Raw genomic sequence first — 15,733 nt, 5'->3', positions numbered from 1 at the left:
ATTAGCCAAGCAGCTTACGTTGTATCTGTGCTTTACCCAGTTTTTTGGCCAACAAAAGCTGTGTGTCGGCTTCTTCAAAGTAGGCCCAAAAGTCCTGTGTGACGGTTGGCGAACCGTGTACAAGGCCAATACTCACAGAAATAGACATGTCATCGCTCATTGCGGGTAAATGAATCTCTCTGACCCCATCCAGAATGCGTTGCGCTGTGGCCTGAGCACAATCTGCAACGGCATTGGGCAAGATTAAGACAAACTCATCGCCGCCATAGCGGATCAAGGTATCTGTGGGCCGGATACACGCTTGGACTTTGCTGACAAGCGCTTGCAGCACTTCATCCCCACCGTGGTGCGTCAAATGAGTGTTTAGTTGCTTAAAGTTATCGATGTCTAGAACCAGCACCGCGATCGGAGTACCACCATCGGCGATAAAAAACTGCGCCTGTTTGGTTTCAAGGTAGCGTCGGTTGGGAATATTAAGAAAGTCATCTTTGATCACCAAGTGCGCGAGACGTTCTGTTTCCTCTTCCAACAAGTCACGTAATCGACGCTCTTCGGTAATATCTCGATCCGCGCCAATGTAGAGTTCTGGCTGTCCATCTTCTGTTCGAGAAATAACAGTACCTTTGTTAGCAATCCAACGGTATTCGCCATCAATCAAGAAACGATACTCGCCTTCAAAAACATCACTTTTACCCTGCACAACGGCATCCCATGCGATTCGAGTGAGATCTCGGTCATCGGGGTGAACGTATTCCAACCACATTAAGGGGTCGTAAAAAGGTTGTGCCTCAAAGTCTTCATTGGGTATGAGTGAAGAAATAACATCTCGTCCACCAGGGTAATGATTAATCACAAACACGTTTACTCTTGCCAAGGCGGCAGAGATCAACGGGTCATTAAACAAAACATCGAGCGTTTTTTGCTTCCTTGCCATAGTGGCTGCCTTTATTAAATTTTTTAAATGAGTCTGAGACGGCATCTGAACATTTGGGGTAACTCGATAATAAGTTGTGACTTCCATCATTTCAACACAATGAAAAAATAACTCGTCTTTAATTCACTTATCTTTGTTTTAAAAAGAATTTTCTAAGGCTCAACACAAGGAAAGGCAGACATTTTTCGGCTTTTTCCTTACGTGTGACGCCCCAAAGTCGTGCGAAAAATAACCGTTGCATCGAAACATTTTCGGTCTTAACGTCGTTTGATGCTGGTCACAAAATGCACGATTAAGGCTTTATAAACCGCCTTGAATGATGGACAGTGATAAAAATAAGAATGGTTAGGTGCATCTGAAACATTATGTCGATTAAAGAAATAGCGACCCAATTGGATCTGTCGGTCTCCACAGTGTCACGAGCACTGAACGATTACCCAGACATTAGCCCAAGTACCAAGAAGCGCGTGTTGAAAGAAGCAGCACGGCAGGGTTACCAATTAAAAGGCGCCGATGCGGCGCATTGGGTACAAGCAAAGCGTGTAATAACGGCGATTGTTCCAAGCCAAGACATGCAATATCTCGACACCATTCTTTCGAAGGTTCTTGCCGGAACTCGACAGGCGCTGCAAGCAGAAGGTTATTTACTGCAAGTGGTGGCGATCGATAACGGCAAGCAGGAATTAAGTGAATTTGAACGCCTTGTTAAGGCCGGCGATCAAGACGGATTTTTGCTCCTTCGCACTCGGGTCAACGACCCAAAAGTCCATCGTTTATTAAAGCTCAACGTGCCTTTTGTGTGTTACGGACGCACCGAACGGGCAACGCAATTTGCGTGGTTGGATTTGGATAATTACCAAGTTGGCCATTTAAGCCTGACTCGCCTGTACGAACAAGGCCATCGCGACATTGGGGTGATTTCGGTGAGTGAGCGATATTTTTTCGCTCAAGAAAGACAACGCGGCATTCGCAATGCCGCCGAGCACGTTGGGCTTTCGATTGCATCCGAACACGGCCTAGAAGTCGGCTTTGACGAGGAAGAAAATTACCTCGCTTGTGCCGAGTTCCTTCTCCAGCACCCAGATATCACCGCGCTGATTTGCTTAACCAGCACCGGCGCGCGCAGTGCCGCTTTGGCGGTCATGCGATTGCACAACACTCGATTCAACCAGAAAGAACCCGTGTGTGTGATTGGTTGCGATACACCCGTTGATGAGCTGACCGCCAGTATGGGGATCACCAGCATTCAGCAAGCGCCACCCGCACAAATTGGTGAGCAACTTGCCAGCATGATGGTGTCGCGCATTAAAGGGGTTCCGGTGAAGGACTTACAAGTCGTTTTAGCGCCGGGCGTCGTAAAAACAGGCTTTTAGCCAGCTGGTTTTTAGTCATAGACTCGGAACACTCGTATAAAAATAAAATGAGGAAACGACAATGAAACATTCTCTGCTCGTCACCCGCGCCGCACTGGTCAATGGACTGCTTATCAGCTCGCTCGCCAGCGCCGCCACAGTGGAATTCTGGACTGCACAAACGCAAACGGATCGACTGAAAAACATCGAACTGCTCGCCAGCACGTTCGAAGCTTTAAACGATGGCGTCACCGTCAATGTCGTCGCCGTAGATGAAAATGAAATGGCGACTCAAATGGCCGCCGCGGTTGCCGCTGGGACCACGCCACAGCTTATCGAAGTGAATTCCGAGATCATCATGGCGCTCGGTGAAGAAGGCATCGTCGATTCAAAAACGCATCAAGGAGTTATTAATGACATTGGCAAAAGCCGCTTCCACAAAGGCGCACTGACCACGCTGACTTCGCCATCTGGCGATTATTACGGTTTGCCTTATCACGGTTGGATTCAAGGCATTTGGTATCGTAAAGACTGGTTCGATGAAAAAGGCCTCGCGGCGCCAAACACATGGGAGAACATCGAAACCGCAGCCAAAACCTTGACCGACAAAGCCAACAACCAATACGGTATTCTGGTCGGCACTAAACAAGACAGCTACACAGAACAAGTCTTCACCCAATTGGCGCTGTCTAACAACGCTGCCGAGTTCGACGCCAAGGGCAATTTGATTTTCAACAGCCCCGCGACATTAGAAACCATTCAATATTACAACACTCTGGCTAAATACAATCCGCCAGGACCACAGAACTGGCGCGCCCGCGATTATTACCTGCAAGGTAAGATGGCGATGTTCTTCTACTCCACCTACATCATGGATGACCTTTCCTTAGCGGAAGTCGCCAAAGGCTCACTTTCCTCTGAGAACTTTAAAGAGCTCAGCGGCGGCACCTTCGATCCGAACTTAGTCAAAAACACCGCATTTGCGCCAATTATCACCCACAAAAGCGCCGCATCTTACGGCACCTTGTCTGGCCTTGTCGCGTTAAAAACCAACAACGCCGACGACACGCAAGCGACCAAAGACTTCATCGAGTTTATGTACGACCCTGCCAGCTACATCACCTTTTTGCACATGGCGCCAGGCGGTATGAACCCAATGCTGAAAGGCATCGCGGAAGACCCAGCGTACTTGGAGGATCCAAACGGCGTCTTCACGCTTTACGGCGCAGATAAAATGAAGCAGATCGTCTCTGGCTTCGATGACATTCGCTCCTTCTCGGTCGTGAAAGGCAAAACCTTCCCCGCATCTGGCGCCTTCTTCGCCAAGTCGGTGATTCCTCGCATGATCTACGACGTGACGATTGAAAACAAAGACCCTCAAGCCGCACTGGACAGTGCAGAAGCGGAAATGAAAACCATCATGGGTGAATAGACAATAGACCCCCTCCCAGCCTCCCCCTTGAAAAGGGGGAGGAGCAGATAGATTTATTCTCTCCTTGTTAAGGGGGAGGAGCAGAAATTTGTTCCATCACCTTATTTATGGGGGAGGCAAGTGATCTGTTCCCTCCCTTGTTAAGGGGAGGGCTAGGGTGGGGTTACATTTAAATAAGGGAAGCGACTATGTCTTCAATTCTGGTCAAAAACGAAGCCCGACTCGGTCTCAAATTAGTCGCGCCAGCCGTCGGTATTATCGGCTTACTGGTGATTTACCCCATTTTGTTCAACGTCTACCTGAGTTTTTTTGACGTGCAACTCAATGGCAGCAAGACCTTTGTCGGACTGGATAACTACACGGATTTACTCGGCAATCCGCGTTATTACCACTCCATTGGTGTGTCGGTCATTTATCTCATCGGAACCGTGGTCGGTACCACCGTGCTCGGCTTGGCGGCGTCGATTCTGATGAATCAAGAATTTCGCTTTCGTAACCTCGCCCGCGGTTTGATCCTTTTGCCCTATTTCGCGCCGGTGATCAGCGTGGTGTTTGGCTGGCAGTTTATTTTTGATCCGGTGAACGGCATTTATAACCATGTAGTGGTGGATGTGTTGCACCTGACTGACACCCGAGAAAACCTCATCGGTAATCCCGATTCGGCGTTGTTCGTGGTGATCTTATTCGATATTTGGAAGCATTTCCCAATCGCCTATTTGTTGTTTCTCGCCAAGTTACAAAGCGTGCCGAAAGACCTGTACGAAGCCGCCGCGATAGACGGCCAAAATGCATGGGGACGTTTTTGGCATGTGACCTTGCCGGAACTGAGATTCGTCATCGCCACCGTGGTGCTATTACGCATCATCTGGAATTTGAACCGCTTTGAAGACGTGTACTTACTCGCACCGAACGTCGAAACCTTGCCAATTTTCACCTATTACCAAGCCTTCGCGGGCATCGTAGACCAAGGCGGTGCCGCAGCGATTTCAGTCATTCAGTTGCTGGTATTGGTCGGTTTAATTTGGCTGTACGTTCGTAAAGTACTTAAGTGGTAGGTCTTATGTATGTGGCTCAAAAAATAGGTAAAAGCGTATGATGAATAAACGCACTCCCATTCAATCTGTGATCTTGTATGCCTTAGTATTCGCCTTGGTGATCTTTTGCGTGTTTCCTTTTTTGCAGATTCTTTCGACGTCGTTAAAACACCCCATTGATTGGGGCAATCCGTCACTGATTCCTCGCGTGTTGCACTTGGATGCGTACAAGGAATTGCTCGGTTTAATGCCGGTGAAAGAAGTCGACGTGCCCGCCAGCATTCAGCGATTGCTCGACAACCCCGCGCTATCGGCCGAGAAAAAACAAATGCTGTTGGCGAAATTCAGTTCGGGGAGCGATGTCTTTCCCTTTGGCCGTTACATGCTCAATACCTTCGTAATCTCCTTTGTAACGGGCATTTGCTCGACGTTCTTGGCATCACTTGCGGCGTACGCCATTGCACGCTTGCGCTTTCCTGCGCAGTCGCTGATGGCAAACGGCGTGCTGTTTGTTTATATGGTTGGTGGCGTTTTGTTGATGGTGCCGCTCTATCAAATGAGCGTCAACGTCGGCTTGGCGTCCAGCGCGGGCGGCACGATTTTCAGTCTGTTCTTGATCTACCTAATTCAGACCTTGCCTGTCGCCATGTACATGCTGGGCAACTACTTTCGCACCATCCCGTTTTCGCTAGAAGAAGCGGCAATGATGGACGGTTGCTCAAGGGTCGAAGCCTTCTGGCGCATCATCATGCCACTGTCAAAACCCATGCTGTTTACTGTGTTTATTTATTGTTTTGTCATCGCGTGGAACGAGTACTTGTTCGCCTCCGTATTTCTAAAACAGTATCAAGATTTCCAAACCTTGCCTCTGGCATTACAAACCTTATTTACCTCGAAAAATGCCATCTGGGATCGCATCATGGCCGCGTCCATGCTGACACTTTTACCTGTGGTAATTTGCTTCATGCTGGCGAATAAACATTTGTCTGGTGGGTTAACCGACGGCGGAGTTAAAGGCTAACAATTCCCTCCCCTTAGCAGGGGGAGGAGCTGAGAACACTTGATAGACAAAAATGTATGCAGAACAGCATCGGCTACGTCATACCAAAATTAGAAAGGAACTGGCAATGAGCTCTGTAATCTTAAGAAACGTAAACAAGTCTTATGGCAATTTGCCGATAGTGAAGAACCTCAATTTAGAAGTAAAAGACGGTGAATTCGTCGTGCTGGTCGGCCCAAGTGGTTGCGGAAAAAGCACCACGCTGCGAATGGTCGCGGGATTGGAAGACATTACTCAAGGCGACATTCAAATTGGCCAACGCGCCATTAACGACTTGCCGCCGCACAAGCGTAACATTGCCATGGTGTTTCAAAACTACGCCTTGTATCCGCACATGTCAGTGCGAGAAAACATCGTCTTCGGCTTAAAGAAGTCCGGCGCCGACGCTGAGACCATCAAACAGAAACTCGCCGACGTATCAGAAATGCTCAAGCTCGACGATTACTTGGATCGTAAACCCGCCGACTTGTCTGGCGGCCAACGTCAACGCGTTGCCATGGGTCGCGCCCTCGCTCGGGACGCGGACGTGTATTTGTTCGATGAACCTTTATCGAATCTAGACGCCAAACTTCGACATCATATGCGTTCCGAAATCGCTCGTATTCAACACCAATACAACATGACCGCGATTTACGTCACGCACGACCAGATCGAAGCCATGACGCTGGGCGATCGCGTGGTCGTGATGCGCGATGGCATCGTCGAACAAGTCGGTACGCCGATGGACATTTACCTGCAACCGACCAACACCTTTGTGGCGACGTTTATTGGCTCGCCCGCGATGAACTTATTCGAAGCCACCATAGACGGCGACGACTTGGTGTTCGACCAATATCGCATTCCCGCGTCCAAAATCGCCAACGTCGACCTGCACGATTTAGGCTCTCACGACACGGTCTTAGTCGGCATCCGCCCTGACTTCTTCGAAGACAGCGCCTTATCATCGCCCAGCGATAACCTATTTGAATTCAACGATATACAGGTCGACCTCGTGGAAAACCTTGGCTTCGACAAAGAAATCATGTTCAAACTCGGCGGCGAAGACGCCAAAGCCCGACTCGACCTACGTTCCCACGTAAAACGTCAAGAACACATCTCACTGTCCGTCGATTTGAATCGCGTCTTGTTATTCGACACCAGCCCACAAGGCATGTTGATTAATGCGGGAGAGGTTTGAGGGTAATAGCCTAACGACTCTTTCTCTGAATTGAGTGTTGATATACATTGTAATAACACTCCATATTTCGCGTAATTTACATAAAGGATGAGATTAGAGAATGAAGGATATTTTTGAAGCGATTGAATCCAGAATAAAAAGCCCTGTATTTGGCTATTTTGTTTTGTCCATGGATTCAATACACATCTATCTGGATTAATTCAAAGCCAACCCATCCCAAAAATCAGCCAGTCGTTGCTCTATCTGATCAGGATTAATACCACTGCGTATTTTAAGCAAGTCGTTAATGAACATCTCGCTTTGAGAGGTTTGTAGCTCTAACAACTGAAGGAGCGTTTTAGAACTGGTACTCTTGTCTGACAGGAGCATATTCAAGTCGTAACCCAATAAAAATGCACCAAGCCGTTCAATCTCGTAATCCAGCTTTTCAGCGGGTATAAAGTCGTCATAGAGTCGGTCACGTTCAACATTGGGGTATTCCGTAAGGATGGTAAGAAAATCCTCAACGTCTTTATTTGTTTCTAATCGCCGTTCTTGCCATGCCATTAATTTTAACAATACCAATCCTGCTAAAGAAGTCACTTTTACACTTACACCTTGGCCAATATAGACTAGAACCGCATGATCAAAAGCTTCTTGAAAACCTGTAACAGACATGGTGACGACGTGTTCTGGCGGCCATAGAATCTCCCCCGTATTGTCAGCAATAGCGCCGAACGGAATGATGTCGATAGGCAAGCCACTAACTGCATGCATCAATCGGTGAGGCAATTTTGTCTCGCTTAAGCCCAAGCCTAACAAAGCGCTTTTGACGGCGGTAAAACTCTCCCAATCTGATACTAATATTGCCGTATCTATATCATGCGTTTTTCGACCTGGATCTCGGCCAAAAACATGAAAGAGTAGTAAGTCTCGCGCTGTTGCTCCCGCAATAAAATACGGTATCTCAAGCTGGGTGGTTACATCGACAATGATGCTAAGCACGGGCTCAAATGCAGGGTTCAACGGGTGTTTTAGTTCCTAAATATTGCTCATGTATCATCCTTGCAACTTCTATATTGCGGCTATCCTTGCTCGCTTCTAACTCTGCTACGGCCAATAGGGCTTGGCTTTTATCTGACCATGCTAATTTACTCCCCCAAAAGGCTGGCACTAACCATAAATTACCTTCTGGGTTCGGGCGACATTTAAGCTGAGCTAGCTTTTTTTGTAGTGGCTGTCGGGTGAACAGCTGCAAGTCTTTGGGGTGAAGGTAGCGAGTTAACCTTTCTGCTGCGGCTTCTCCGCCCCAAAAATCGCTCTCTTCCATTGGGACATTTTGCCATTCACTTTCAAACTGCAAACGAATGCCACCCAACTTTGGCCTAATCGCCAAACGATAGGAATCAATCCAAAGGTTCAGCATTCGTTCAGCATCCAGTATTCGTCTCGTATCACCAAGACTAATTAACGATTCGGCTTCGAGAATCCCCAACCCTTTACTTACCATACCCAATGAGATATTGGCGTATTCAGCAATCTCTCGGTATGACAAATTAAGCACGTCGGGTTGAGATAATAAAGCAAACAGGAGCTTTACTGCGCCCTCGCCAAGTTTGTTACTTTTATTTTCAACGTTAAGGTTTTTCTTCAATTTGTTCGTTTTCTGAGGCTCGACCCAAAGGTGAAAGCCATCCATGTTAATTCTCGCATTGCCGGCGGCATCTATGAAATTTAACCCATTTTCCGTGCACATATCCGCTAAGTAAGTAGTAAGACGATTGCAGATTAGCAGCGTATTAGGCGCAGCATTCACTAATAACGCGCTTAGGCTTTCTTTGCGATGGATAGTTTTTACTTCCACAAAAAAGTGATATTCAGCGCCGCTCACCGTTAAATACAATTCACCATCAGTAAAATGATTATCATTGAACGTCTCATTTTGGGCGAAGTCAGATTTAATATGAGCAGGCAGTAACGCCAACGCATTCATGGCCAATCCAGATTGCTTTGTCATGATTATTATCGCTCTATATCAATTTAGTGCTCACTACACAGGTCGTGTTCATGATTCATGAACAAACTATAACTGTGAACAATCGATAATACAAACCACCCTGAATGATTAGCTTGTTCCGTTGCCATCATTACTCATGAAACAGGACCTAAAACAAAAAAACCGATGCCTTCACACGAAATGGCATCGGTTTTTTGTGGTTCCAGTAAACCTAAAAACACGCTGGATCAAGGATTACAGTTTTCCGGCTCCGGCGTTTTCTTTGACGTAGTCAATCACGTCGCTGACTGGCAGCACTGGCGTTGGTCCGTATAAGGTGGGCGTCCAGCCGACGTCTTTCGATAAGGGTTTTCCACTGGCACGGTTCGCTTCTTCAATAATGTCGATCAGTTTGCCATTAAACATTGAGCCTTTATCGAAGGCGACTTTGCCTTTCATGTTACCGATGGCATGAGAAGGATTGCCGTTTTCGATGTCAAACACGTTGGCTTCCGAATAGATCGCGGACGCAGTACCCGCGCCCAATGCTTGGCGAACGATATTGTGCTTCGGCTTATTCATCAAAGCGTTAACGTGTCGCTCATACGCGGTGTCGCCCACGCCATCCCCCTGCGCATTGCCCACAAAATAATTGTTGTAGACATGCACTTTTCCATATCGTACGCGCGGCATGCGCTGACCGACATTGTTAAAATAATTACCGTGCAAGGTCACTCGCAGATAGCCTGTATCGGCGGTTTTTTTGTCGCTATTGCCGATCAAAAACGCTTTATCGTGATCATGAAAGTAACTGTTTGAAATGGTCACTAAATCGGCCTGATTGGTGATGTCGACTAAGCCATCATGGTGCTGAACTTTTTGCGTGATTTCATTTTGAGGAAAGGGATAAACCGGCGGAAACAGGGAGTCGGGTCGATCGCCATCGGAAAACGTACAGTGATCAATCCATACGCGCTTGCCACCCGCGATGGAGATGAGATCGTATTCTGAATTCCAACGACCGCCTCGGCATTTCTGCGGACCGTGCAGGCTGTCTACGTAATCGGCTTGGCATCCTGGGTAACTGGCGTCCAGTTTAAAGCTGTCGCCTGGATCCCAACCGGGGAAATAATCAAATGCGTCTTCGAAGCGGATATTCCGAATGATGACGTTTTCAACGCCATCGCCAATAAGCAATGAGCCCTTGATGATTTTCGCGTCTTTGCCCAGCCCGATGATGCTAACATTTGACGGAACGCGTACAACAATGTGGTCTTTTTGCTTTTGCGCAGAGGCTTTTCTAGCGACTTCTAACGGCCCAGTGAGTTTTCTATTTGGGCGCTTTTTGATCAAAGGTTTTATGTTCCAAACCGCAGGGGCATACGCTTTTTTATAATCATCAAAGTGATAAGGTGCGACGCGATAATCGTCTTCGGTTAATTCACGGCCTTGGTCATCGGATGATAGGTTAATCGTGCCATCCACTTTGATAATCGTCGGTGAACCATTCGTGGCGTTTAATGCTTCAACAAATTCCTTACGGCTGCTCACGGTATAAATATGAACGTCGAGCGCATTCGAACCACCCGTCACGGGTCCTTCGGCTGCCGCCCAACCGTCGTTTGGTGGCAGCACTTGTGTGGCAATGTCTTGGTGATCGTAGCGTATGTCGGTACTGGTGCAACCGACCATCAAACCAGAGGCGAAACAGGCCGCCACTAAGAGTCTTCTTTTCATTTTATTCTCCAAAAACATTGAAAATAAACCGGCAGAAAAGAGCCCACCCTGCGTACTTTCAAGTCATCCATTTGTTTTTATTTTCGGGAATACAGAGAAAACCAATCCATACTTGTTCCAGATTTTCTAACTCAATTGGCTAAAAAAACGCTCTATATGAAAAGCAGACTAGCAGCAAAACCCATAGAAATAAAACATCGTTTTGATTTTGAGGGTTTTGCGTTTCTTTTTGATCCGGGAATTAATCGCTCAATAACGCGGCGGCGCTGCCACACACGGTCATGACGAAAAGAAACCATTTGAGGTGATTTGGATTGGCTTTAATGGCCATTTTGACCGCAAGGAAGGAACCTAACATAGTACCAGACGCGAGGATCAGACCGGGAATCCATAAGATTTGGTCATTCCAAATAAACACGCCCAACGCCAACGCTGTGAAGCCAAGCGTACAGACCATTTTTAACGCATTGGTACGAACAAGGTCATAACGCAAGGTGCCTGCTAAAGCGGCAATCAAGATAAAGCCCACGCCCGCTTGCACAAAACCACCGTAAACACCGGCGATAAACAAAGCGACCCATGCGCTGGGCTTTTCAGAGACTTTAAACGGCACCGTGCCTTCTGGAGGCGCAATCAGCGTCGGGCGAATGATCATAATGAGCGTCATGCCGATCATCGCGCTGAGCAGCAGGGGTTTAAGCCAGGTTTCTGGCGCGTAACTGGCGGCAAACGCACCGACCACGCCGCCCAACAAAGACGGAATCATCACCGGCATGATGTCGGCGGTATCGAGTTTCTTGGCTTTACGAAAGCCAAATGTTGCCGCAACATTTTGCAAAAATACACCCACGCGATTGGTCGCGTTGGCGATGTCAGCCGGCATGCCCATGACCATCAAAGCAGGCAAGGTCAGGTTGGAACCACCGCCCGCTAACGTATTAATAATGCCAGCAAGAAAGCCAGTACCGATCAAAAGAGACACAGTGAATAAACTGTATTCCATAACATCGTCCTTTAAAAGACTCGCAATCAAGTCTGGAGAGAATCAAATAAGGGAACGAATAATAAGGAGAATCGCTCTGACTGACAAAGGATTATTTATCTAATACGCCGCTTACAAACGCGACAACAAATGTGTGACGGTGGATTCATTGATACTGTGGGTGAGATTCGGGATGAGATCATAGGTGGTGGTCGTGCCGCGAGCCAACAAGGCTTCGTGTGCCAGTTGTGACAGTCGATAATCAATCACGTTATCTTGATCACCATGAAGAAAATGCACCGCTGTGTCGTTCAGTGCGCACTTTGGTAACACGGCAAATCGCCCTGACAACGATACGATTTTATCCGCTAAAGAGTCCGCCACCATTTGGGTTGAAGACAATGACATAATAGCGCCTTGAGAAAAGCCAATTAAGGCAGTTTGAGCCGCAGTCACGCCAAATTTTTTCTGCCAGCTGGTTACCGTTTCAACAAAAATCGGCATCGCGGCTTCAATGCGCTCAACCCGATTCGCTTCCGTCACGCCTTGAACTGAAAACCATTGAAAACCTTGGCCAAAATCAGACAAATCCGGTGCTTGAACAGACACCACCGCCGCGCGAGGATAAGATTTTCCAAGCACGTCACCCAACGGCACCATGCTTTGCGGGGTGGCACCAACGCCATGAAACAGAAGAAATAAACGATCAGCGGCGACGGGATTTTGTAACATAATAGAAGCAGACATAAAGTGACCTTATGGCGAAATGAAAGAATAAAACGCACTCTACTATTGCTAAAATAAGAGATAAATAGCGAAGTTGGTAAGGGTTTATTTCATAAATGACAATAAACTACCCTGTTCATTCCGCAAAAAGTACTCGTCCAATTTTCGGTTGTTGCGCACACATCGATCACGCTAACCTAATTAAATGGAAAAAATATCGACGACCTACAACGGACAGCCGCATGCTAATAACAAATGAAAAACAAGCCGATGACTATTATCACGCCTTGATAAATCGAGAACCTAGCTTTGTCGGCGTGTTTTTTGTCGGCGTCAAAACCACGTCGATTTTTTGTATTGCGACGTGCCGCGCCCGCAAACCAAAGCGTGAAAATGTACTGTTTTATACGACGTTCAAAGACGCGATGGACGCAGGTTTTCGTCCTTGTAAAGTATGCCGTCCCACCGAAAATGCCCATGAAGCGCCCAACGAAGTCAAAGCCGCAATGGATTTAGTACGCGATTGCACCAAGGCGAAAATCACGGATCAACAATTACGAGAAGCCAGTATACGACCGATTTTTGTGCGCCGTTGGTTCAATCAGCATTACGGGATGACGTTTCAAACTTTTCAGCGCATGTATCGAATTAACCATGCGTTTCAAGAACTGAAAACCGGCAAGAGCGCGACCCACACCGCGTTGGATTCAGGCTACGACTCTTTGAGTGGTTTCGGGTACACTTTTAAAAAACTGCTCGGCCATTCGCCGACGCGAAATATGGAGAATGCTGTGATTCTAATCGACCGACTGACCACCCCCATTGGTCCGATGTTTGTGTGCGCCACTGACGAGGGAATTTGCCTGCTGGAATTTGTCGACCGACGCATGCTCGAAACCGAATTTGAAGACTTACAGCGCCGCCTAAAAGCACCGATTGTGGCAGGCGAAAACGCGCACACTAAGCAGCTAAAACAAGAACTCGAAGAATACTTTTCTGGTTCACGTAAAGACTTTACTGTGCAGCTTCTCACACCCGGAACCGACTTCCAAAACGCGGTTTGGCAAGCCCTCGGCACCATTCCTTATGGCGAAACCGCCAGTTACCAAGAACAGGCCACTCGATTAAATAACCCAAAAGCCGTTCGAGCCGTCGCCCGCGCCAACGGTATGAATCGCATTGCGATTGTGATTCCTTGTCACCGTGTCATCGGAAAAGACGGTAGTTTAACGGGATACGCAGGCGGATTAGAGCGAAAACGCTGGTTACTGGACCATGAAAAAACACATCACTAAGACCACTCTTAAGGCCAAGCATAAGTTACAAATTGTATCCTAACGCCTGTAAATTCAAGGATGCATCAAGGTTGTGTCATGGCAATGTAATTTCCCATCACCGCGCTTGAAATGCCTCTTCAGCCAGTCCATCTTGTGCACTTTGATAGCTATAAGATGGAATTCAACATGCCAACAAACATTGTTGCTGTATATGGAACGCTTCGCGAAGGGTTAAATAATCACACATTAATTTCGGAATCCAAACGCATCGGACATGGCTGGCTGACGGGGTTTCGCATGCACAATTTGGGTGAGTCTCCGGGCGTTATTTCGACCCATGACGACAGCGGTCGAATTCGAGTGGAATGGTACGATGTGTCCAATGATATTTTAGATGAATTGGATCGCCTCGAAGGCTACGACCCAAATGCAACCGACGACTCTCGACACATTAGAAAACGTGTTTTCTCGCCCTATGGCCGAGGCTGGATTTACGTCTACAATAAACCCTTAGACCACGCACCTTACATGGAAGCAGGTGATTGGGAACGTTTTTCCCGTACGCCTCCGCCTAATCAAGGCGTACAACCGGTGTAGACAACACCTTCGCCGCTTGCGTGTTTTGCAACTTATCTATACCTGCTTTGCTGTCCGCCACCTGATCTGCATCTGTTAACAAGCCAAATCGCACCACAAAGTGTTTTGATTCACCCGCGTCAATCGTCGGCACCAAGCCTAAATCGCGCTGATAAGATCGGTTGTAGGCAAAGCTGGTGCCCGGTTCGATACCGACAACATAACCTTGCTCTTCAGTGTCTGTATTTTTCCAAATCGTCAGCACGGGTAAGGTGTCGGTTTGATAGCTCACTTCTATGCCACAGCTTGCATTGGCATTGTGTAACAAGGCATGAGAAAAGCCGTTTTCGTCGCTCAGCGGACGAATGTTAAACACCCTTTCGTCGAAATCTTTGGTGGGCGCTGGCATGTGATTCCAATCGCTCAATCCACCCGCTGCATAATCATTAAAAGGCGATAATTCCGCCACAGGAACATGCAACTGTGCGCCCTTTTCAAGAATCGGTTGCGCAAAATTATTGTGGTAAATCGCTTGGTATTCCCGCGGATAACTGCCTTTGTTGGTCAGCGTGTCTTCAATGATAAGGTAAGGTTCATCTGGCGTCAGAGACAAGGCGGTTTGCAATTCGAAGTTGGTGAACTTGAAACGCTTTTCATCGACTCGACCACGTAACGTCACACGATAAGGCGGCTCTTGCTCGACGTCTAAAATCACCTCGTCAGCGGGCGTGTTTTGGATACGTCCATGCAAGGTCAAAAACTCATCGCCGTCTTGGCCTGGATGCCCAGCCCATTGATAACCACAACGTACGATCATCTCGTTAAAACCATCTAACCAACCAATGCCACCAGACGCTTCTTGATGAATAAAGCTCGGATGAACCACTTCTTTCACTGGAGAATCCCAACCAAATCGCACGCCTTTCCCATTTGAGTCTTTCCGAACCACATCAAGAACCGCCATGCCGCGCGTCGGAACAACACGCACAACAGAATCACCAACGGTTAAGGTGATTAAACGCGAACCTGTTTGTTTGCCGCCCATCAGACAAGTTTGTTGAACGCTAATTGGAATGTCTTTCGGTAACCCCATTAATTCTGCGGACAAAGATAAATGAGCGACATCGATATGCTGTTGATTACTAAGCAGAACAAGTTGAAACATGGGCAGGACTCCAAAGACAAATCCATCATGCTAGCGCGAGCATGAATAAAGAGCTAAACACTAGAATACATTGCTCTATTTATCCAATGTGCCTTCTCGCTTCTGCGTATAGTCCTCGAACGAGTCGTTGTATTGGCTCCTACAATCATCGGATTGAGTCGACTTTAATCGATCACAGGATCGAGCATGGTTGTACTGCAAATTGCTGTAGATGTCTTTTGTAGTGCAGCCGACCAACGTCATGACAAGCACGAGAGGAATCAGTATTTTCATGGTGACCAGAAAGCCTTCCAATTTGAATTAAGC

Annotated in this window: 15 protein-coding genes; 7 read left to right on the top strand and 8 right to left on the bottom strand. The window is 47.4% G+C overall.

Features of this window, described 5'->3' with window-relative positions:
- Position 1: 1 nt before the first annotated feature.
- Complete coding sequence (locus D104_RS30260) at positions 2–934, bottom strand: GGDEF domain-containing protein (protein WP_024024401.1); 933 nt, start codon at positions 932–934, stop codon at positions 2–4.
- A gap of 365 nt (positions 935–1,299) precedes the next feature.
- Between D104_RS30260 and D104_RS30255 the strand changes: the two genes are divergently transcribed.
- The 5 genes from D104_RS30255 (at position 1,300) to D104_RS30235 (ending at position 6,989) form a co-directional block, all read left to right on the top strand.
- Positions 1,300–2,307, top strand: a complete 1,008-nt coding sequence (locus D104_RS30255) for a LacI family DNA-binding transcriptional regulator (RefSeq protein ID WP_024024400.1) — start codon at positions 1,300–1,302, stop codon at positions 2,305–2,307.
- A 61-nt stretch (positions 2,308–2,368) separates the two neighbouring features.
- A complete protein-coding gene (locus D104_RS30250; RefSeq protein WP_024024399.1) occupies positions 2,369–3,718 on the top strand; it encodes an ABC transporter substrate-binding protein in 1,350 nt (449 codons plus the stop codon).
- A 188-nt stretch (positions 3,719–3,906) separates the two neighbouring features.
- Complete coding sequence (locus D104_RS30245; protein WP_024024398.1) at positions 3,907–4,773, top strand: carbohydrate ABC transporter permease; 867 nt, start codon at positions 3,907–3,909, stop codon at positions 4,771–4,773.
- 37 nt (positions 4,774–4,810) lie between these two features.
- On the top strand, positions 4,811–5,773 hold the full coding sequence (locus tag D104_RS30240; RefSeq protein ID WP_024024397.1) for a carbohydrate ABC transporter permease: 963 nt from the start codon (positions 4,811–4,813) through the stop codon (positions 5,771–5,773).
- Positions 5,774–5,879: 106 nt separating this feature from the next.
- Positions 5,880–6,989 carry an ABC transporter ATP-binding protein gene (locus D104_RS30235; protein ID WP_024024396.1) on the top strand — a complete coding sequence of 370 codons (1,110 nt, stop codon included), beginning with the start codon at positions 5,880–5,882 and terminating at the stop codon, positions 6,987–6,989.
- Positions 6,990–7,184: 195 nt separating this feature from the next.
- Here D104_RS30235 and D104_RS30230 read toward each other — a convergent pair whose 3' ends face one another.
- The 5 genes from D104_RS30230 to ypfH all read right to left on the bottom strand — a co-directional run bounded on the left by D104_RS30230 (position 7,185) and on the right by ypfH (position 12,430).
- Entirely contained in the window at positions 7,185–7,994 is an 810-nt protein-coding gene (locus D104_RS30230) for a nucleotidyl transferase AbiEii/AbiGii toxin family protein (protein ID WP_024024394.1), read from the bottom strand.
- Positions 7,978–8,985 (bottom strand): type IV toxin-antitoxin system AbiEi family antitoxin, encoded by a 1,008-nt coding sequence (locus D104_RS30225; protein WP_024024393.1) that lies wholly within the window; start codon positions 8,983–8,985, stop codon positions 7,978–7,980. The genes D104_RS30230 and D104_RS30225 overlap by 17 nt, the downstream gene beginning before the upstream one ends.
- Positions 8,986–9,219: 234 nt before the next feature.
- On the bottom strand, positions 9,220–10,701 hold the full coding sequence (locus tag D104_RS30220) for a pectate lyase family protein (RefSeq protein WP_024024392.1): 1,482 nt from the start codon (positions 10,699–10,701) through the stop codon (positions 9,220–9,222).
- Between the two features lie 241 nt (positions 10,702–10,942).
- The gene (locus tag D104_RS30215) at positions 10,943–11,704 is read right to left on the bottom strand and encodes a sulfite exporter TauE/SafE family protein (protein WP_024024391.1); all 762 of its coding nucleotides are present in this window, start codon (positions 11,702–11,704) and stop codon (positions 10,943–10,945) included.
- Positions 11,705–11,815: 111 nt separating this feature from the next.
- Positions 11,816–12,430 (bottom strand): esterase, encoded by a 615-nt coding sequence (ypfH, locus tag D104_RS30210; protein WP_024024390.1) that lies wholly within the window; start codon positions 12,428–12,430, stop codon positions 11,816–11,818.
- Positions 12,431–12,525: 95 nt separating this feature from the next.
- Here ypfH and D104_RS30205 point away from each other — a divergent pair, with 95 nt between their 5' ends.
- A complete protein-coding gene (locus D104_RS30205) occupies positions 12,526–13,704 on the top strand; it encodes a bifunctional transcriptional activator/DNA repair enzyme AdaA (RefSeq protein ID WP_235075927.1) in 1,179 nt (392 codons plus the stop codon).
- A 168-nt stretch (positions 13,705–13,872) separates the two neighbouring features.
- Positions 13,873–14,283, top strand: a complete 411-nt coding sequence (locus tag D104_RS30200) for a gamma-glutamylcyclotransferase family protein (protein ID WP_235075926.1) — start codon at positions 13,873–13,875, stop codon at positions 14,281–14,283.
- Here the strand turns inward: D104_RS30200 and D104_RS30195 are convergent.
- On the bottom strand, positions 14,258–15,427 hold the full coding sequence (locus D104_RS30195; protein WP_024024387.1) for an aldose 1-epimerase family protein: 1,170 nt from the start codon (positions 15,425–15,427) through the stop codon (positions 14,258–14,260). The two genes, D104_RS30200 and D104_RS30195, sit on opposite strands and share 26 nt — an antisense overlap.
- A gap of 75 nt (positions 15,428–15,502) precedes the next feature.
- Positions 15,503–15,700 (bottom strand): hypothetical protein, encoded by a 198-nt coding sequence (locus tag D104_RS37335; protein ID WP_152531154.1) that lies wholly within the window; start codon positions 15,698–15,700, stop codon positions 15,503–15,505.
- Between the last annotated feature and the right edge of the window lie 33 nt (positions 15,701–15,733).

It is taken from the genome of Marinomonas profundimaris (assembly GCF_000508165.1).
Taxonomy (GTDB): domain Bacteria; phylum Pseudomonadota; class Gammaproteobacteria; order Pseudomonadales; family Marinomonadaceae; genus Marinomonas; species Marinomonas profundimaris.
This window is presented reverse-complemented; position numbering and strand designations above follow the sequence as displayed.

What these genes read in the sequence shown, in the direction of transcription:
- D104_RS30260 (WP_024024401.1), bottom strand. Translation starts at nt 934, where the DNA reads ATGGCAAGGAAGCAAAAAACGCTCGATGTTTTGTTTAATGACCCGTTG.
- D104_RS30255 (WP_024024400.1), top strand. Translation starts at nt 1,300, where the DNA reads ATGTCGATTAAAGAAATAGCGACCCAATTGGATCTGTCGGTCTCCACA.
- D104_RS30250 (WP_024024399.1), top strand. Translation starts at nt 2,369, where the DNA reads ATGAAACATTCTCTGCTCGTCACCCGCGCCGCACTGGTCAATGGACTG.
- D104_RS30245 (WP_024024398.1), top strand. Translation starts at nt 3,907, where the DNA reads ATGTCTTCAATTCTGGTCAAAAACGAAGCCCGACTCGGTCTCAAATTA.
- D104_RS30240 (WP_024024397.1), top strand. Translation starts at nt 4,811, where the DNA reads ATGATGAATAAACGCACTCCCATTCAATCTGTGATCTTGTATGCCTTA.
- D104_RS30235 (WP_024024396.1), top strand. Translation starts at nt 5,880, where the DNA reads ATGAGCTCTGTAATCTTAAGAAACGTAAACAAGTCTTATGGCAATTTG.
- D104_RS30225 (WP_024024393.1), bottom strand. Translation starts at nt 8,985, where the DNA reads ATGACAAAGCAATCTGGATTGGCCATGAATGCGTTGGCGTTACTGCCT.
- D104_RS30220 (WP_024024392.1), bottom strand. Translation starts at nt 10,701, where the DNA reads ATGAAAAGAAGACTCTTAGTGGCGGCCTGTTTCGCCTCTGGTTTGATG.
- D104_RS30215 (WP_024024391.1), bottom strand. Translation starts at nt 11,704, where the DNA reads ATGGAATACAGTTTATTCACTGTGTCTCTTTTGATCGGTACTGGCTTT.
- ypfH (WP_024024390.1), bottom strand. Translation starts at nt 12,430, where the DNA reads ATGTCTGCTTCTATTATGTTACAAAATCCCGTCGCCGCTGATCGTTTA.
- D104_RS30205 (WP_235075927.1), top strand. Translation starts at nt 12,526, where the DNA reads ATGACAATAAACTACCCTGTTCATTCCGCAAAAAGTACTCGTCCAATT.
- D104_RS30200 (WP_235075926.1), top strand. Translation starts at nt 13,873, where the DNA reads ATGCCAACAAACATTGTTGCTGTATATGGAACGCTTCGCGAAGGGTTA.
- D104_RS30195 (WP_024024387.1), bottom strand. Translation starts at nt 15,427, where the DNA reads ATGTTTCAACTTGTTCTGCTTAGTAATCAACAGCATATCGATGTCGCT.
- D104_RS37335 (WP_152531154.1), bottom strand. Translation starts at nt 15,700, where the DNA reads ATGAAAATACTGATTCCTCTCGTGCTTGTCATGACGTTGGTCGGCTGC.